Genomic DNA, 18,116 nt, shown 5'->3' with positions numbered 1-18,116 from the left:
ACTTGCTGCCGATGCTATAGCTTAAACATTCCCAGCATGGCAAGGTCAAGTCTTTCATTTAAATATTTTAGGAAAGATAAAGCGGTATTGCGATTGGATGCTCATCCAAGAACCAAATAAAAGCCCGAAGATGACTTCGGGCTTTTATAGCAGTGTTTAAAATATTGAATGCATCAATTTTATTCGGCAGAAATATCTTCAAACAGAACCGAAGACAGGTAGCGTTCACCGCCATCTGGCAAAATCACCACAATATTTTTACCGGCATTTTCAGGGCGTGCAGCCAGTTGTGCCGCTGCCGCCATGGCCGCACCACTTGAAATGCCGACCAAAATACCTTCCTGAGCTGCAGTTTTGCGTGCCCACTCGATTGCCTCTGCGCTATTAATGGCAATCACTTCATCGACCAGATCTAAATCCAGGTTGCCCGGAATAAAGTTGGCTCCGATACCTTGAATTTTGTGTGGTCCCGGTGTCAGCGTTTCGCCGCGTTTGGCCTGACCAATAATTGCAGATTCAGCAGGTTCCACCGCCACCGAATATAGAGGCTTATTTTTAACTTTCTCAAAGTAACGCGAAATACCGGTAATGGTTCCGCCTGTTCCGACACCTGCGACCAGAATATCGACGTTACCCGCCGTAGCTTCCCAGATTTCTGGGCCGGTGGTTTCTTCATGAATTTTAGGATTGGCTGGGTTTTCAAACTGTTGTGGCAGGAAATACTGCTCCGGGTTCTCATTCAACAGACTCTCGGCTGCTTCAATCGCCCCTTTCATGCCTTTGGCCGGATCGGTCAAGACCAGATTGGCTCCTAAAGCTTTGACTACTTTACGGCGTTCAATACTCATGCTTGAAGGCATGGTGAGCGTCAGTTCATAACCTTTAGCGGCTGCCACAAAGGCCAATGCAATGCCGGTATTGCCACTGGTGGGTTCAACGATGTGCATACCGGGTTTGAGTTTTCCAGATTTTTCTGCATCGTTAATTAATGCTGCACCAATACGACATTTGACTGAAAAGGCCGGATTACGGCTTTCAATTTTAGCAAGTACAGTTACCGGAGCTGAAATTACACGATTAATACGAACTAGCGGTGTATTTCCAATTGCGTCTGCATTATTACTATAAACCGCTATCCCTAAATTATTTGGTGTTGGAAAAGCTGAATCTGTACTCATGATGATATCCCTGATGTTATTGGTTCAAGTCATTTAAACATCATACAAGCATTTTTTTCGTTTGTAGATGTTTGATGGAATTTGCACTTGATCGCAGTAATTTAAACCAAAATATTTTTTAAATAATTCGATGATTTTATATTATTTATCAACGTTTAAAATATAACTTTAACTAATGTTTAACCTGATTAAAACCCGATAATATTTAAATATTATATCAATGTATTAATCATCGAGCCCCTTATAATGTGCGGGCTGTAATTTTATAATGGACATATGAGATGAAAACCGATTTTGAAATCACGACTATGCGCGATTCAGCAGAACAGGTCGTCGGCATTTTAAAATCTCTGGCCAATACTGACCGTCTCCTTATTTTATGCCATCTCTCTCAAGCGGAACTGAATGTTTCACAAATTGAAGATATTACCGACATTAAACAACCGACGCTTTCCCAGCAACTGATGATGCTGCGCAAAAGTGATGTAGTGAATACCCGTCGGGATGGTAAACAGATCTATTATTCAATTAAAGATCAAAATTTGATTGTGGTATTGACTACGCTTTATCAGCTGTATTGTGCGAATCAAATTAAATAGTTTATTTTTAAACACTATTTAACGCCAAAACACACTTCTCTACCCCATTGATCTGGCAGAAATAACGACTTTGTAGAAAATCGCTATAGCTGCTTCAAGAAAATGGAGGCCAGACCTAGCTGATTTATTTTAAAAACATAAATCATCACAAATTCGACCCCTTAAGATTTCTTAGCAGAATTTGTGCATAATATATCTATATTTGTGATTTAGACCTTTTTATGCCAAATTCCAAGTCTAAACTTCTGCATAGACTGCCTGCCTGGGCATGGTTAAGCGACTATACGCCGGTCAAATTTAAATCCGATGTGCTGGCCGCACTGATTGTCGTGGCGATGCTGGTTCCTCAGGGGATGGCTTATGCCATGCTGGCCGGTTTACCGCCGATCATGGGCTTATATGCCAGCATCCTGCCAATGATCATTTATGCGTTGCTCGGTGGCAGTTCGACTTTATCGATTGGCCCGGTGGCGATCATTTCAATGATGACTTTTGCCACGCTCAATCCACTGTTTGAAGTCGGCTCACCGGTCTATATCGAAGCTGCGACCTTATTAGCACTCATGGTCGGTATTATTTCCCTGCTCTTGGGATTATTCCGTTTCGGTTTCTTAATTCAGCTGATTAGTCATCCAGTCATTCAGAGCTTTATTATTGCCTCGGCATTATTAATTGCTTTTGGACAATTGAAGTTCTTGGTCGACCTGCCCTTAAAAGCCAATAACATTCCAGAATTTACAACAAGTCTTCTGGAGTATCTGCCGCTCCTGCATTTACCAAGCCTGTTATTTGGCCTGTTGTCGATGGCTTTACTGATCTATCTGCCCAAGTTGCTAAAATCTCAGACAGTACAAAGCCGGATCGGCTCTACAGATTTTCTGGTACGGGCTGTGCCTCTCATTCTGGTATGTCTCGGGATTGCAGCGATTGTATTTCTGAATTTAAAGGGCCAAGGCATTAAAACAGTGGGTGCAATCCCGTCCGGTTTTCCGCCCTTGTCTTTTCCGCACTGGAACTGGGAACTGGTCATGACCCTGTTACCGGGTGCCAGCATGATCGCCATGATCAGCTTTGTGGAATCACTGTCAATTGCTCAAGCCACAGCCTTGCAACAACGCAGTCATTTAAACAGTAATCAGGAATTGATTGCCTTGGGGATTGCCAATATCAGTGCAGGCGTCAGTTCAGCCTTTCCGGTTACTGGCAGTCTGTCGCGTACCGTGGTCAATGCCGATGCCGGTGCCAAATCCCCCATGGCAGGAGTTTTGTCCTCCATTCTGATTATTTTCGTCAGCCTGTTCTTTACCGGATTTTTTGAAGATCTGCCCCTGACCATTCTGGCCGCCACGATTATTGTTTCCATCTGGAAACTGGTCGATTTTCGGCCTTTCTTTGATGCCTGGCGTTATTCTAAAGCCGATGGTATTGCCATGTGGATTACCTTTCTGGGTGTGGTGCTGATTGATATTTCCACTGGCCTGATTATTGGGATCATATCGACGTTTATCCTGATGTTATGGCGAATCAGTCGTCCGCATATTGCAGTGCTCGGACTGGTCGAAGGTACACAGCATTTTCGTAATATTCAGCGTCATCAAGTCAGTACCTCCGATCGGGTGCTGTCACTGCGGATTGATGAGAATCTGACGTTTCTGAATGCCAATAGCTTCAAAGGTTATCTAATCAATGAGATCAGCCTGAATGACAAGCTGCAACATGTGATTATCAACTGTTCCAGCATCAGTGCGATTGATCTGAGTGCCCTGGAAATGCTGGAAGATTTAAATGCGGAACTGGCCAAACTGGATATTCGCCTGCATTTTGCCGAAGTTAAAGGTCCGGTCATGGACAAGCTGCAAGCTTCTAAATTGATGACGCATCTGAGCGGGCGCATTTATCTGACGCATTTTCAGGCGATTCAGGACTTGGCGCCAGAGACCTTTGAGCAGCATAAAGATTATACGATTTAGAACAGCAGATACTTGAACTTATGGCCGGAAATTTCGACCGGTCATAAGTGCAGTCTTTTCTGAATTTTCAAATATAATTTGAATTTATCTATTTAACTTTGATATTTATTTCATGAATACAATTTTAAATGTGCTGATTTATTCATCATTTTAAGAAGTTTTTCTTCAATATAAGCGCTGTTTTAAATCAATTAATTTTAGAATAAATCAATAATATCAATATCTTGGTTTTTATATGAAAATATATTTTAAGCCTTGTTTAAATTAAGTATAAAATAGCGCAACTTTTTCCCAAATTTAGCCCTCGTAATTTTCACAAGGCAACATTATGTTTTCTGCCCTTATGCGCATGAGCTTAGTCTCTCGAATCATCATCGCCATTATTTTAGGTGTGGGTGTGGCTGTGGTATTTCCCGAAGCTACTCCCTCATTAAGCCTATTGGGCGACCTGTTTATTAAAGCCTTGAAGTCTGTTGCACCGATTCTGGTTTTCATTTTAGTGTTAGCTTCTATCGCGAATTTTAAAGTGGGCCAATCCAACGCCGCAATCAAGCCGATTATGCTGATGTATGCGGTTGGTATGTTCCTTGCTGCGCTGAGCGCTGTGGTTTCAAGTATCTTATTTCCAAGTACGCTGTTCCTGGATATTGCTGCACAAGCTGACTTGCAGCCACCGGGTAGTCTGGTGGAAATTCTGAAGAATTTGCTGCTGAGCTTTGTCGCCAACCCGGTTGTTGCAATTGCTGAAGCAAACTTTATTGGCATTCTGGCCTGGTCAGTAGCATTGGGCATTGCTTTCCGTCATGCATCGGATAGCACCAAGACGCTTTTGAATGATGCAGCCTTTGCAGTGAACTATGTGATTCGTTTAGTGATCAGCTTTGCACCTGTGGGTATTTTTGGTCTGGTTGCGGTGACTTTTGCTGAATCTGGTCTGGATACACTGACCAGTTATGCACATTTACTTGCTGTGTTGCTCGGAACGATGGTTTTTGTGGCACTGGTGATTAATCCGCTTCTGGTTGCCTTAATGACGCGTAACAACCCGTATCCACTGGTGTTCACCTGTTTGCGCGAAAGTGGCATTACCGCTTTCTTTACCCGTAGTTCAGCAGCCAACATTCCAGTCAATCTGGATCTGGCAAAACGTCTGGGTGTTAAAGAATCGACTTCAAGTATCGCAATTCCTCTGGGTGCTACGATCAACATGGCAGGTGCTTCTGTGACCATTACTGTATTGTCATTGGCGGCTGTAAATACTTTGGGGATTAGCGTCGATTTCAGCACTATGCTCATTCTTTCTGTGGTGGCAACCGTTTCGGCATGTGGCGCTTCAGGGGTTGCAGGCGGTTCATTGTTACTGATTCCAGTTGCATGTGGCCTGTTTGGGATTTCTTCGGATATTGCCATGCAAGTCGTTGCGATTGGTATGGTCATCAGCGTATTGCAGGATTCTACTGAAACCGCGCTAAATTCATCGACCGATGTTTTATTTACTACAGCAGTAGACCGCGCATCAAATTGATTTTATATTGATTAATCAATATGTTTAGCCAATGATTTTGTTATGCCATTACAGCGTTTACCTACCTGGGTACAATTAGGGGCGTTTTTTCTTGCGGTCAATGCCGGCATGATTAACGTCCTGGGTCTGGTGACGGTACTTCACCAGTCTGTTTCACATATGACCGGTAATGTCAGTATGCTGGCCATGGCCCTGCTAAACTGGCAGCCAGACATGATGCTATATCTGCTTCTGGTCACACTCTGCTATGTCATTGGTTCTCTGTATAGCGGGCTGATTCTAGGAAATAGTCACTTTCGCTTGGGACGACTTTATGGTTACCCTTTAAGCCTGGTGGCTTTTTTTATTCTGATCTGCTGGTTATTATTGCCCTATTTCCCGCGCTATGCCCTGTTATGGGCCTGTGTCGCGATGGGTCTGCAAAATGCCATGGTCAGCCATTATAAAGGTGCCATTATTCGCACCACGCATTTATCTGGTGTACTGACCGACCTTGGCTTAGCGATGGGCTACCGGTTGCGCGGTTTGGAGGTAGAACCACGCCGAGTCGTTTTACATTTACTTATTTTGCTCGGTTTTTTAAGCGGTGGCATTCTTGCCAGCTGGCTTTATCCTTATTTAAAATTAAATGCATTCCTGATCCCGGCAGTGCTGAGTCTGGTTCTCAGTCTCACGTATTGGGTGATTTATTTACGTTATCGACATCAACACGACTAATATCTGGACATTCTCATGGTTAAAAATGCATTGCAGGCACAATTGTTAAAGGCAGGATTGGTCGATAATAAAAAAGCCAAAAAACTGTCTAAACAGGCTGTGCATGAAAAACGTACCGGTGACAGCAGCGAAGCTGAAATCAAGGCAAAGATTGAGCAGGACAAACAGGAAAAGCTCGCCAAAGATCAGGCAATTGAGCAAGAGAAAAAAGCCCAGTTGCAGGAAAAAGAACTGAAAGCTGCAATCATGCAAATGATCAATCAGCATAAAATCCGTGATACCGATGGCGATGCGGTGTATCAGTTTATTGATGACAGTAAAATCAAGAAAGTCTATTTAAATCAGCAAATCTATAATGCGCTGGTCGCAGGCAGTCTGGTCATTGCACGTGAAAATGACAGCTATGCCTTCCTGCCTAAAGCCCTGGCAGATCGTATCAATGCGAAAATGCAAGGCTTTATCATTGTGAATAATTCAGAGAAAAATGAAGAAACCACAGATGAGGAAGATCCGTATGCAGCCTATGTCATTCCTGATGATTTGATGTGGTAAGCATCACGCTTCATTGCTGAAATATCGAAGATCAAAAAACCGGCGAAGAAGCCGGTTTTTTATTGTTCTGTGTTTTATTGAGGGATTTGCACAAATAGATATGTTTTAAAAAGTTATCCGATATTAAAAAACCCGATGCAAAACTATAAACTTGATCTAATTTTTTGATTGATGAGAAAGATCGTTTGGAACAGTTTAATTTTATTCGGAATATACAAGTGTGGGCTGATCAGTATCCCTGGCTAGAAATGTTCTCTTCATTGAGCATCGTGATTTTACTGGCAATTATTGCAAATCTATTTGCCAAACAAGTCGTTGTTCGTGGAATTCGCAAACTGATTTCCAAAATGCCTTTTGCCCATAATGAAATTGTTGCCGAGCATAGCGTCATTCGCCGTATCGCCAATATTGTACCGGCAATTGTGATTATGAACGGAATTACCACCGTTCCGCATTTATCTGACAAGGTCGAGACCTTTATCCAGATGGGTGCGCAGGCCTTTATCTTCCTGACCATTGCCCTGGCGATTGGCGAATTGCTGAATATTTTTAACCTGATTTATCAGCGCAATCCGAAATCGCGTAACAAGCCGATTAAAGGCTATTTGCAACTGGTCAAGCTGATCATCTTCATCGTTTGTGGTTTGATGATTCTGGGGACTTTCCTCAAGAAAGATGTCTTTACCTTGCTGGCCGGTTTTGGTGCCATGGCTGCGGTACTGATGCTGGTGTTCCAAAATACCATCCTATCGCTGGTGGCTTCGGTACAGATTTCCTCTTATGACATGGTGCGTATTGGTGACTGGATTGAAATGCCATCTTTAAATGCGGACGGCGATGTCATTGATATGTCATTACACACCATTACCGTGCAGAACTTTGATAAAACAGTCACCACCATTCCGACCAATAAACTGGTGACGGATACCTTTAAAAACTGGCGTGGCATGCAGGAAGCCGGTGCGCGCCGGATTAAACGTTCCATTCATGTCGATCAGAGCAGCGTGCATTTCATGTCAGCTGAGGAACAGAACAAGCTGAAAAAATTTATTCTGCTGGATCAATATCTAAATACCAAAACTGAAGAACTGCAGCAATTTAACTTACAGCTCAGCCATCATTCGCAATATAACCAGCGCCGTCTGACCAATCTGGGGACTTTCCGTGCCTATGTGGAGTTTTATCTGCAACAGCATCCGGGAATTAGTAAAAATCACTCGCTGATGGTTCGTCAGTTACAACCGACCAGTGAAGGTTTGCCTCTGGAAATTTATGCATTTACCAATACCACGGTCTGGGTCGAGTATGAAAATATCCAGTCGGATATTCTGGATCACCTGTTGGCGATTATTCCTGAATTTGGCCTAAAAGTGTATCAGGCACCTTCAGGTTTCGACCTCAAGGAATCTTTTAGCGTTTCCTGAAAAGCTGCGACAATCTTCAAATAAAATAAAAGCCTGAAACTGGCTACAGTTTCAGGCTTTTGATTGGTCTGATTAAATAAAAATATAAAAATCGACAACTTAAACAAATATTAGATTGGGTATTGAGATGCTCAGGCTGAGATTGCAGACGCTTGCAGCTGCATCAGTTCTTGTAGCATTTTATAAAAATCATGTTCTGAGTCGAACTGCTCTTCACAGATCCTTTCGCCGTTTAATAATAAATGATGATAGCTTTGATGCTCATAAATCACCGTGTTCAGAAACTGTGCACCGGGCATATGCTTGAGCAGGTGCTGTGTCTGTTTCATTTCTGCAAGTTGCTGCTGTTCAGGAATCTTATTCAATACCGTATAAATTTTTAATTGAGTATTATATTGTGCGATCCCAATCGCCAATTGCACCAGTTCGGTTTCAAGTTGAATATCTTCTGGATTGATGGAACTGGGAATAATCAGCTTATCTGCATGTTTCAGGACTGAACGCAAGGCAGATGTATCCTGCCCGTCAATATCAACAATAATATAGGCGAACTGCTGTTTCAGTAGTTCCAGACGATGATCCAGACTACGACCATCTTGTTTTAAGATATCCAGATGCTCGAAAGAAAATTGTTTATTTTTCAGATTTGCCCATTCATAACCATACGGTTCCAGATTGGCATCAATGAGCAAGGTCGCGCCTTGCCCACGTAATAACTCATTGATATACATCGCAATCGTGGTTTTTCCTGAGCCTCGTTTACGGCTGGCCACTACCCAAAATACTCATCTTTAAGCTCTCTCGTTTTTGATTCTTTTTATGAGGAAAAATGGTTTAAACTTTAATATAATTATGGATTTAGAATTACGTATCTGGCATGAAAAGTAAAGTCTGATTTGGATAATAATTTTGTGGCTATTTCATCTAATCCTAGGCTTAAAAAAATTCAATCCTTTATAATCACTACAAAGCAAAATGCATGATAAGAGTACGATAATGTTTCGATGGCTTGAAAGACTGGTTGATCCCTATCCCACCAAAAACCTGAATCAACCTTTACCGACCAAGTTTTTTCCATTTGTCTGGCAGGCAGCCTACGGTGTGCGCCGTTATTTGCTGATTCTGGTGCTGTGTACGGCCGGTGCTGCCAGCTTTGAAGCCTTACTCTACTCAAAAATTGGCGATCTGGTAAATTGGCTCAGCAAAAGCCAGCCAGATACTTTTCTGGAACAACATGCCAGCAACCTAACCTTGCTGAGCATTATCCTGCTGGCCAATATTTTCTTTGCCAGTGCCCAATCCCTGATCAAGCACCAGATTTTGTATAGCAACTTTCCGATGCGGTTACGCTGGCGCTTTCATAATTTACTGATGAAACAAAGTCTGGATTTTTTCCATAATGATTTTGCCGGACGTTTATCTGCCAAAGTCATGCAAACGGCGCTGGCCATCCGGGAATTCTGGGTCATTTTGGGAGATATGCTGGCCTATGTGCTGATTTATTTCGTCACCATCAATATCGTTTTAGGCAATATTTCTCCCTATTTAGTTATCCCTTTGATGGTGTGGCTACTGCTATTTATCTGTGCGGCCTGGTACTTTATTCCGCGTTTAAGCAAGATTTCCAAGTCACAGGCCGATGCGCGTGCCGTCATGACCGGCCGTGTCACCGATGCCTATACCAATATCCAGACTGTCAAGCTGTTTGCCCATGCTGGTCGAGAAAGCCAGTATGCTAAAACCTCCATGCAGGAATTTATGGTCACGGTTTACAAACAGATGCGTCTGGGGGCTCAGTATGAAATCAGTATTTTATTTCTGAGCATTATTCTCTATGGCGGTGTGTTGGGTACGGCCATCTGGCTATGGATGGAAGGACAGGCCGAATTGGGCATTATTGCAGCCACCACGGCCATGATACTCAAACTGAACAGTATTGCCGAGTTTATGATGTGGCAGACCTCTGCCCTGTTTGAAAATGTCGGGACCATTCAGGATGGTATGAAAACTTTAGGCCGCAAGATTGCCATTGAAGATAAACCCAATGCCAAAGAGCTACAGCTTCAGCATGGTGAAATTAAATTCGACAATGTCAGCTTTGCCTATAATGATAAAAATGTCATTGACCAGTTTAACCTGACCATTCGCCCGGGTGAAAAAATCGGGATTGTGGGACGTTCAGGCGCAGGTAAATCGACCCTGATTCAGTTATTGCTGCATTTTTATCATCTTGACCAAGGTCGTATTTTAATCGATGGGCAGAACATTGAAGATGTGACGCAGGACAGTTTGCGTAAGAACATTGCTTTAGTGACTCAAGACACTTCGCTGCTGCATCGTACCGTTGCAGAGAACATCAAATATGGTCGTCCTGATGCAACCGATCAAGAGATGTATGAAGCGGTACGTAAAGCCAAAGCAGAAGAGTTTATTCCTCATCTGACCGACTTACGCGGCAAAAGAGGCTATGAGGCTTATGTCGGTGAGCGTGGTGTAAAACTTTCTGGTGGTCAACGTCAACGTGTTGCAATCGCACGGGTATTTCTAAAAGATGCACCCATTCTGATTCTGGATGAAGCCACCAGTGCGCTGGATTCTGAAGTCGAAGCGGCCATTCAAAACAGCCTCGATGATCTGATGCAAGGCAAAACCGTAATTGCCATTGCGCATCGTTTATCGACAATTGCCCAGATGGATCGCCTGATTGTAATGGATCAAGGCAAAATTGCCGAGCAAGGTACCCATGATGAACTGGTAGCATTAAATGGAATCTACGCCCAGCTTTGGCAGCGTCAAACGGGCGGATTACTGATACAACAACAGATCAAAGCAACGAAGGATCGTGAATAATGCTGTATTTGGAAGATTTGAACATCGCTGACCGCTTTAGCAGCCGTAAATATCATATGGGACTGGAAGAAATTCAAAATTTTGCCCGGGCTTATGACCCACAAGTCTTTCATACTGATGAACAGCAAGCTGCAGCCCATCCGGTATTTCAGGGAATTGCCGCCAGTGGTTGGCATACTGCGGCAGTGGTTATGCGCTTGTGGACTGAATGTTTTCCTGTGGCTTATGGGCTCATTGGTTCAGAGTCGCATCTGCGTTGGCCTTGTCCGACCCGCCCCGGGGATGAGATTCACGTCGAAGTCGAAATCATGGATATTCAGCCCTCCAGAAGCAAAACTGACCGTGGGATCGTTAGCTACCAGACGCAGGCATTTGACCAGCATCATAAAATGATTTTTAGTTCAACCACTAAAATTGTGGTATTTAAACGAGGATTTTCTCCGGTTTAAATTGATTTTTAGGCGAAATTCAGGCTAATCTGCCACAATGATTGTGGCAATAGCCAAAACTTTGTCCAACAATTTTAATGAAAAAAATGGCAGTTTCATGCCAATATCAGACCATAAATAAAAAAATTTAAGTGAGTGCAACGGATCGCGCATGAAAACAATTGCTCCACGCCAAGATCATGGAATTCCAGGTGTATACGCTCTTTTGCTGCTCGATGTCATTTCCCGCTGGGGATATAATGACGAATCGTTGTTCAAGCCCTTTGGCCTGAGTACGGAGCAGCTGGCGGATCCTGATTTTCGCATCCCGACACCTGTGGCCAATGAACTGGTCAAACATGCCCTCAAGCTGAGCGGTGAACCGACACTTGGTTATCATCTGGGTACCCAGATGCGGATTTCTATTCATGGTTTTATTGGCTATGCCATCATGACGGCCAAGGATATTACCGATGCATTAGTACTGGCCAACCGTTTCATCCAGCTGCGTATGCCCTTTTTACAGCTATTCTTTTCGACCTTTGGTGCCAAGGCTACAGTCCAGTTGCAAACCGATATTCAGCTGGAACCCTTACGCACCGAAATCTCGATTGCACTGATTTTTGGCATGATCAGTATGGCCAAGGCCATTACCGGAATTGATTATGCCGCTGGAGAAATCGATTTTGATTTCAAAAAACCGGAAGGCTTTGAACGCTTTATGGCCAAATTTCCACATCATCAGTTTCGCTTTGAACAGCCGCATTTGATCTTGAGTTTTGATAAGAGCTACCTGATGAACAAGCTGGTGCATGCCGATCCGATTGCCAGCCAGATTGCAATTAACCAGTGTGAAACTGAACTCTCGGCCTTGGGCGAGCGACACCGGATTGCGATGCGGGTCCGTGATATTCTGACCCATTCCGAGCAGCATTATCTGAGTATTGAAAGTGTGGCAGATCGTCTGCATATGTCCGACCGCACCCTAAAACGTCAGCTGGCGGCTGAAGGTACCTCTTTTTCTACGCTGGTCGATGAAGTACGCTACCGGCATGCGACGTCGTTATTGTCCCGGACCGACTTTAGCTTGGAACAGATTGCTGATGAACTTGGTTATAGTGATGTCGCCAATTTTAGCCGGGCATTTAAACGCTGGAGTGGTCGCAGCCCGAGCAACTGGCGCAAAGATCCTTATTTATAAAGGGTCATAAGCCTTTTGTTTTGGCCAAAAAGAATGTATAAAACATGTCAAAAATGATCTAAAGATTTTTAAGGAGTTATCAATGAATCATCCTTCAGAATTAAAGTACGCAAGTACGCATGAATGGGTACGCATTGAGGGTGATCTTGTTGTGACCGGTATTTCCGACCATGCACAGGATGCATTAGGTGATTTGGTCTATGTAGAAGCACCAGATCTTGATTCACACATCACTGCGGGTCAGCAAGCCGGTGTAGTTGAATCGGTCAAAACTGCGTCTGATATTCATGCACCTGTTTCTGGTATTGTCGTTGAAATCAATCCTGATCTTGAAGATGATCCTGATTTTATTAATGACGATCCCTATGGCAAAGGCTGGATCTATAAAATCAAACCAGACAATATGTCAGATGTTGAACACTTGCTTTCCAATACAGCATATGAAGCTGGCCTATAAACCCGCTTATATTTAGAAAATCAGCCTGCGGGCTGATTTTTTTATGCCATAGATATTGTTCCGCTTTCCCAATCGGCTTCAATTACATATATTCATATTAAAATATTATTGTATTTTTCACGTATATTTCCTAAAGTACTGAACAGGGCGCGCTGCACTCCTGAATATGCCACACTTATTTATAACAATAATTCCCCCATTCTAAGACCAGCGTCTCATCACCCATCATTTTAGGATAATCATGAATGCCATTGTAGCGCCGTTATGGACCAAGTCATTTGTACTGTGTCTGGCCAACAACCTGTTTTTATTTATTTTCTATTTTGCGCAAACCACAATTTTGCCGATTTATATCTTAAAAGAATTAGGTGGTAATCTGACCCAAGCTGGTCTGGCCATGACCTTATTTATGGTCTCTGCCATTGCAGTACGTCCTTTTAGTGGCTTAATTATCGAAAAATTTGGCATACGCAAAACTTTAATTGTCTCAGAAATATTTTTCAGTCTTTTTTCCTTAGCTTACCTGCTCGCTGATCAGCTCACGATTCTGTTTATCATCCGTTTCTTGCATGGCATCTGGTTTAGTATTCTGACCACAGCCTGTGTGCCGGTGGTCAACCAGTTTATTCCAGAACAGCGTAAAGGCGAAGGCATGGGTTATTTTGTCATGTCTGTCAATCTGGGAATTGTCCTGGGGCCTTTAATTGGTCTGAGTTTAATTGAATACTGGTCTTATTTTCAGGTCAGCACCTTGTTGATCGCTTTGGTTTTTATCGGCTTTATCTTCTGTTTACTGATTCCGGTCAAAGAGCCTGAAAAAATGATCGACAACACCGACAAGAAAACATCACTAGGGCTGACTGATTTTGTCGAAAAGAAAGCACTGCCTGTGGCAGGACTTGCCATGCTGATTTCCTTTTCTTATGCCAGCATCATGTCTTTTATCGCGCCATTTGCAGCCAGTAAGGATTTAATGGCCTATGCCGGTTTATTCTTTGTGATATTTGCAATTTCCATGATGAGCCTGCGTCCGATCACTGGAAAAATTTATGACCGCAAAGGTCCACAATACGTGATTTATCCGGCACTGCTGGCTTTTAGTCTGGGTCTGTTTTTACTGAGCCAGATTCAGACTTTATGGGGATTTATGCTGGCTGCGGTTCTGGTCGGAGTCGGTTTTGGTAGTGTGCAACCGTGCATTCAAACCTTAGCCATTCAACGTGCACCAAAACACCGGATTGGCTACGCAACTTCGACTTTTTATACCTGCTATGATCTGGGTATTGCCATTGGCTCAGTCCTGATCGGTGCTATCATTGCCGCTTATAGTTATCAAACTGCTTTTGTGATTTGTGCTGTCTTGACCCTAAGTAGTATGGGATATTTTCATCTGGTGGTTCAGGCTAAAGCAGTCAAAAATAGCTAACCCAAAACAGGCAGAATTCAAATCTACCTGTTTTGATTGTTTCCCAAGACAGTCTTTATTCAGCTACAGCTTGATTTTCTGCTGATTTTTCTTCAGGTTTTGGTTTTTGTAGCATAGAAAACTGCGTACTTTCTCCGACTGCTGCATTATCCTGACGATTACTTTTTAGCTTGATCTGTAAGCGTAATTCATTGGTGGAGTCGGCATTGCGTAACGCTTCCTCATAAGAAATTTCGCCCTGGTTATACAATTCAAATAAGGCCTGGTCAAAGGTTTGCATCCCCAATTCACGGGATTTTGCCATAATCGCTTTCAGCTCATGAAACTCACCTTTCAAAATCAGGTCGGAAATCAATGGCGTATTTAACATGATTTCAATCGCTGCACGACGGCCTTTACCATCCTGCGTCCGAATCAGACGCTGGGAAATAATCGCCTTCATATTCGAGGATAAATCCATCAATAACTGATTGCGGCGCTCTTCCGGGAAGAAGTTAATAATCCGGTCTAAAGTCTGATTGGCATTGTTGGAGTGCAAAGTTCCCAGACAAAGATGCCCGGTTTCGGCAAAAGCAATCGCATGTTCCATGGTTTCAGTATCACGAATTTCCCCGATCAGAATCACATCGGGTGCCTGACGCAAGGTATTTTTCAGCGCATTGTGCCAGGAATGACAGTCCACGCCGACTTCACGATGCGTAATCATGGATTTTTTATGTTTATGTACATACTCCACCGGATCTTCCACGGTAATAATATGCCCGGCTGAATTTTCATTGCGGTAGTCAATCATCGCAGCGAGCGAGGTTGACTTTCCTGAGCCGGTTCCCCCGACCACCAGCACCAGACCACGTTTCTCCATAATCACATGTTTAAGTGAATCAGGAAGTTTGAGCTTCTGGAAATTTGGAATTTCTGCGGTAATAGTACGAATCACCATGCCAACATTGAGTTGTTGCTGGAACACGTTGACCCGAAAACGCGAAACACCCGGCACAGTGATAGCAAAGTTGCACTCCAGTTCCGTTTCAAATTCCTTGCGCTGCTTTTCATTCATCAGGCTATAGGCAAACAGCTTGGTTTTTTCAGCCGTCAGTTCTTGCTGTCCAAAAGGCTTCATTAAACCCTGATGTTTAATACTCGGTGGAAAGTCGGCGGTAATAAATAAATCTGAACCACCATATTCGACCACTTTGGTCAGCATGTGGTGCATGAATTTTCGTGCTTCTTCTAAGAGCTCTGTTGCAAACATCAAGATCCCCAAACAACCTGCCATGACATTAAATTATTGAAAAAAAGGTTATATATTCAAATGGATATATTGTCTTTTAATTGTGTAGGGATTTATAAGAGGACACAAACAGATTTTATTTATTTTATAAAATTTATCATCTTATTTGTGTGATGTATTTCATGTTAAGTCAATTTACTGGGAAGCACTTTAAGCTTCTAAAATAAAAAGCACTTTCACCAAACCTGGTCAGAGAAAGTGCTTTTAAAGGTTTATGCACTGCGTTTTAGACAGCGAAGCGATAAATGCTGAGCAATGTTAAGCAACAACTGTTCAGTTTTTGTCCAGCCCAGACATCCATCAGTTACAGACTGACCATAAGTCATTTGCTCAGAAATTTTCTGGTTGCCATCTACCAAATGACTTTCTAGCATTACGCCACGAACATTGGTCTGTAAGCGTTCTACTACGATCTGTTCCAGTACTTCAGGCTGTAGCATCGGATTTTTCGAGCTATTGCCATGACTACAGTCAATCACCAATGCCGGTAAGTCGATCTGATGTTTGGCCCGGATTTTCTCAATTTCTGACAATTGGTAATTTGGTCCGCTATTCGAGCCACGTAAAATCAAATGTGCTTTCGGATTACCTTGCGAGTGTAAAATGCATGGCAAACCGGACTGACTCATACCCAGGAATTGATGTGGATGAGAGGCAGACTGAATGGCATCTAGTGCAATCTGGATCGAACCATCAGTACCATTTTTGAAACCGATGCTGTAGGGCATGTGACTTGAGATTTCACGGTGAATTTGCGATTCACTGGTGCGTGCACCAATGGCACCCCACGCCAGTAGATCATCAAAATAAGCAGTTGCCATCGGGCTCAAAATTTCAGATGCAATTGGCAAGCCCATTTCAATAATTTTAAGGTATAAAGCACGGGATTTTTCCAGGCCCAATTGCATATTGGAAGAACCATCGAGGTTCGGATCGTAAAGAAAACCTTTCCAGCCCACGGTCGTGCGTGGTTTTTCGATATAAGCACGCATGACCAGAAAAATTTGATCAGACACCTGGGCTTGTAGCTGTTTTAATTTTTCTGCATATTCTAAAGCCGAGGCTTCGTCATGAATGGAACACGGGCCTGTAACCACCATTAAACGATGGTCCTTGCCTTCTAATATATTTTGAATGGTTTGACGTTGTTCAGCGACTTGATGAGCCAATTGCGCAGACAGGGGCAATTGCTGTTTCAGTTGCTGAGGTAAAGTTAAAATGGTTTCAGCGTGATGTTGTTGTGATGTATTTAAGGTATTCATGACTTTAATCCTGGGTCTGGCAATCAGTCCAAACTTTTATTTGAGCGTTATGGGTCTAATTAACGAGGTCGAGAGTGTCATGAGCTGACTAAAGTAAGACCAATAAAAGTTGTTAAAATATGAATAGTTAAAGTTTGTCATGGCTGTCTCCAAAGTTTTGTAAAAATGATAAGCATAAAAAAACCTGATCAGGGTTGCCGATCAGGTATAAACTGGTGGGCAACCTGTTCATTGCCCAAACGCATTCAGGCAATTATCTAAACTGCCAGAAATAAAAATATGCGTTTGAAATGATAGGTTGCTTTAACATGTTATGTCTTTCATAAAATGTGAATCTAAAATTAAAATACGCGGTCTCTGCGCATTTGACAAGCATTAAATATAAAAAAATATTTATTAACTTTTCTACTTTTATTTATCAATTTACTGAATAGTGTTGAATATCGATAAAATTGGCAAAACCTGTAAATTTAATATAGGTCTTGCCAATCAAATTCAATACACAGATTAAAAATTAGTGTGTAACGCGATTCCAGGCATCACGTACCGCATATTTCGCCTGTTCCCAGTTTAAACGCGATTGGCCCTTCATCTGTTCCCATTTTACTCTAAGCTCAGGTTCAACATCTTCAAAACGGGTATTGGCATCATAGCTGCCGCGGTTTTCATAACCGACCCGATACGCCGTATCATAATCACGGTCATAATCCAGATCGCTATAGGTGGTACGAGCCTCTGAATAGTATGGTGTATTAATGGAATTATCACGCCAATAAGCTTGTTCTTCTGTTGGGTTCATCGCTTCGCCGACACCCTTACCTGCCAGACCGCCGACCACTGCACCAACAACCCCACCCACAGCTGCACCTACAGGGCCACCTGCTGCACCAATGGCTACACCTGCTGCTGCGCCACCTGCAGCGCCTACACCTGTACCAACAGGGTGTGCGCCCGGTTCACCGGTAATTGGATCGGCATTTAAATCATCACGCACATCTTTAGGAGAGTTTTTTATTACATCACGATCAAAATTATCATTCGACATAGCGCTTATCCTTATTTTTTAAAATGGTTTAATCACGTATTTTGATACGCTCTATTTAATATAAGCATCTCGAATGTAATGACATTAGCAGGCTTGTGTTGTTTAAGTGATTCTCTGTGACGCTTTCATGCACTAATGTATCCTGAATTAAGTGAAACGCGCATAAAAAAGACCGGTATTAAACCAGTCTT

The 18,116-nt window shown here is 42.8% G+C and carries 16 protein-coding genes; 11 read left to right on the top strand and 5 right to left on the bottom strand.

The annotated features are described in order from the left end of the window. Window positions 1–179: 179 nt before the first annotated feature. Window positions 180–1,178, bottom strand: a complete 999-nt coding sequence (cysK, locus tag FTV30_RS09020) for a cysteine synthase A (RefSeq protein WP_005170784.1) — start codon at window positions 1,176–1,178, stop codon at window positions 180–182. Between the two features lie 281 nt (window positions 1,179–1,459). Between cysK and FTV30_RS09015 the strand changes: the two genes are divergently transcribed. The 6 genes from FTV30_RS09015 to FTV30_RS08990 all read left to right on the top strand — a co-directional run bounded on the left by FTV30_RS09015 (window position 1,460) and on the right by FTV30_RS08990 (window position 7,965). Next, window positions 1,460–1,777 (top strand): helix-turn-helix transcriptional regulator, encoded by a 318-nt coding sequence (locus tag FTV30_RS09015; protein ID WP_005170781.1) that lies wholly within the window; start codon window positions 1,460–1,462, stop codon window positions 1,775–1,777. 221 nt (window positions 1,778–1,998) lie between these two features. Continuing rightward, a complete protein-coding gene (locus FTV30_RS09010; protein WP_180001452.1) occupies window positions 1,999–3,747 on the top strand; it encodes a SulP family inorganic anion transporter in 1,749 nt (582 codons plus the stop codon). Between the two features lie 328 nt (window positions 3,748–4,075). Continuing rightward, window positions 4,076–5,272, top strand: coding sequence for a serine/threonine transporter SstT (sstT, locus tag FTV30_RS09005; RefSeq protein WP_180001451.1), 1,197 nt, complete (start codon window positions 4,076–4,078; stop codon window positions 5,270–5,272). 42 nt (window positions 5,273–5,314) lie between these two features. Further along, complete coding sequence (locus FTV30_RS09000; protein WP_180001450.1) at window positions 5,315–5,989, top strand: YoaK family protein; 675 nt, start codon at window positions 5,315–5,317, stop codon at window positions 5,987–5,989. A gap of 15 nt (window positions 5,990–6,004) precedes the next feature. After that, window positions 6,005–6,541 (top strand): DUF2058 domain-containing protein, encoded by a 537-nt coding sequence (locus tag FTV30_RS08995; protein ID WP_180001449.1) that lies wholly within the window; start codon window positions 6,005–6,007, stop codon window positions 6,539–6,541. Window positions 6,542–6,726: 185 nt separating this feature from the next. Further along, the gene (locus FTV30_RS08990) at window positions 6,727–7,965 is read left to right on the top strand and encodes a mechanosensitive ion channel family protein (RefSeq protein WP_180001459.1); all 1,239 of its coding nucleotides are present in this window, start codon (window positions 6,727–6,729) and stop codon (window positions 7,963–7,965) included. Between the two features lie 131 nt (window positions 7,966–8,096). Here FTV30_RS08990 and FTV30_RS08985 read toward each other — a convergent pair whose 3' ends face one another. Next, window positions 8,097–8,738 (bottom strand): hypothetical protein, encoded by a 642-nt coding sequence (locus tag FTV30_RS08985; RefSeq protein ID WP_373683712.1) that lies wholly within the window; start codon window positions 8,736–8,738, stop codon window positions 8,097–8,099. Between the two features lie 223 nt (window positions 8,739–8,961). On the opposite strand from FTV30_RS08985, the gene FTV30_RS08980 reads away from it, so the two are divergent. The 5 genes from FTV30_RS08980 to FTV30_RS08960 all read left to right on the top strand — a co-directional run bounded on the left by FTV30_RS08980 (window position 8,962) and on the right by FTV30_RS08960 (window position 14,327). Beyond that, window positions 8,962–10,815, top strand: coding sequence for an ABC transporter ATP-binding protein (locus FTV30_RS08980; protein WP_005096995.1), 1,854 nt, complete (start codon window positions 8,962–8,964; stop codon window positions 10,813–10,815). Continuing rightward, on the top strand, window positions 10,815–11,264 hold the full coding sequence (locus tag FTV30_RS08975; protein ID WP_005096996.1) for a MaoC/PaaZ C-terminal domain-containing protein: 450 nt from the start codon (window positions 10,815–10,817) through the stop codon (window positions 11,262–11,264). The genes FTV30_RS08980 and FTV30_RS08975 overlap by 1 nt, the downstream gene beginning before the upstream one ends. A gap of 151 nt (window positions 11,265–11,415) precedes the next feature. After that, window positions 11,416–12,444, top strand: coding sequence for an AraC family transcriptional regulator (locus FTV30_RS08970; protein ID WP_100354802.1), 1,029 nt, complete (start codon window positions 11,416–11,418; stop codon window positions 12,442–12,444). An 82-nt stretch (window positions 12,445–12,526) separates the two neighbouring features. Beyond that, window positions 12,527–12,901, top strand: a complete 375-nt coding sequence (gene gcvH / locus FTV30_RS08965; protein ID WP_005097000.1) for a glycine cleavage system protein GcvH — start codon at window positions 12,527–12,529, stop codon at window positions 12,899–12,901. Between the two features lie 241 nt (window positions 12,902–13,142). Then, window positions 13,143–14,327 (top strand): MFS transporter, encoded by a 1,185-nt coding sequence (locus FTV30_RS08960; protein WP_100328583.1) that lies wholly within the window; start codon window positions 13,143–13,145, stop codon window positions 14,325–14,327. Between the two features lie 55 nt (window positions 14,328–14,382). On the opposite strand, the gene FTV30_RS08955 is transcribed toward FTV30_RS08960, so the two are convergent. The 3 genes from FTV30_RS08955 to FTV30_RS08945 form a co-directional block, all read right to left on the bottom strand. Beyond that, window positions 14,383–15,579, bottom strand: a complete 1,197-nt coding sequence (locus FTV30_RS08955; protein WP_074382739.1) for a PilT/PilU family type 4a pilus ATPase — start codon at window positions 15,577–15,579, stop codon at window positions 14,383–14,385. Between the two features lie 251 nt (window positions 15,580–15,830). Next, entirely contained in the window at window positions 15,831–16,880 is a 1,050-nt protein-coding gene (locus tag FTV30_RS08950; protein WP_180001448.1) for a 3-deoxy-7-phosphoheptulonate synthase, read from the bottom strand. A gap of 514 nt (window positions 16,881–17,394) precedes the next feature. Further along, on the bottom strand, window positions 17,395–17,925 hold the full coding sequence (locus FTV30_RS08945) for a hypothetical protein (protein ID WP_005097004.1): 531 nt from the start codon (window positions 17,923–17,925) through the stop codon (window positions 17,395–17,397). Window positions 17,926–18,116: the final 191 nt, after the last annotated feature.

The sequence above is a fragment of the Acinetobacter sp. YH12255 genome, assembly GCF_013417355.1.
In the GTDB taxonomy this organism is placed as follows: domain Bacteria; phylum Pseudomonadota; class Gammaproteobacteria; order Pseudomonadales; family Moraxellaceae; genus Acinetobacter; species Acinetobacter pseudolwoffii.
The sequence above is the reverse complement of the archived record's forward strand: the minus strand, read 5'-3'. Positions and strand labels throughout refer to the sequence as shown.

Excerpts from the sequence above, each read along its gene's own strand:
- FTV30_RS08950 (WP_180001448.1), bottom strand. The coding sequence starts at position 16,880 with ATGAATACCTTAAATACATCACAACAACATCACGCTGAAACCATTTTA.
- FTV30_RS09000 (WP_180001450.1), top strand. The coding sequence starts at position 5,315 with ATGCCATTACAGCGTTTACCTACCTGGGTACAATTAGGGGCGTTTTTT.
- FTV30_RS09015 (WP_005170781.1), top strand. The coding sequence starts at position 1,460 with ATGAAAACCGATTTTGAAATCACGACTATGCGCGATTCAGCAGAACAG.
- FTV30_RS09010 (WP_180001452.1), top strand. The coding sequence starts at position 1,999 with ATGCCAAATTCCAAGTCTAAACTTCTGCATAGACTGCCTGCCTGGGCA.
- FTV30_RS08980 (WP_005096995.1), top strand. The coding sequence starts at position 8,962 with ATGTTTCGATGGCTTGAAAGACTGGTTGATCCCTATCCCACCAAAAAC.
- FTV30_RS08970 (WP_100354802.1), top strand. The coding sequence starts at position 11,416 with ATGAAAACAATTGCTCCACGCCAAGATCATGGAATTCCAGGTGTATAC.
- sstT (WP_180001451.1), top strand. The coding sequence starts at position 4,076 with ATGTTTTCTGCCCTTATGCGCATGAGCTTAGTCTCTCGAATCATCATC.
- FTV30_RS08975 (WP_005096996.1), top strand. The coding sequence starts at position 10,815 with ATGCTGTATTTGGAAGATTTGAACATCGCTGACCGCTTTAGCAGCCGT.
- FTV30_RS08955 (WP_074382739.1), bottom strand. The coding sequence starts at position 15,579 with ATGTTTGCAACAGAGCTCTTAGAAGAAGCACGAAAATTCATGCACCAC.
- FTV30_RS08995 (WP_180001449.1), top strand. The coding sequence starts at position 6,005 with ATGGTTAAAAATGCATTGCAGGCACAATTGTTAAAGGCAGGATTGGTC.
- FTV30_RS08960 (WP_100328583.1), top strand. The coding sequence starts at position 13,143 with ATGAATGCCATTGTAGCGCCGTTATGGACCAAGTCATTTGTACTGTGT.
- cysK (WP_005170784.1), bottom strand. The coding sequence starts at position 1,178 with ATGAGTACAGATTCAGCTTTTCCAACACCAAATAATTTAGGGATAGCG.
- FTV30_RS08945 (WP_005097004.1), bottom strand. The coding sequence starts at position 17,925 with ATGTCGAATGATAATTTTGATCGTGATGTAATAAAAAACTCTCCTAAA.
- gcvH (WP_005097000.1), top strand. The coding sequence starts at position 12,527 with ATGAATCATCCTTCAGAATTAAAGTACGCAAGTACGCATGAATGGGTA.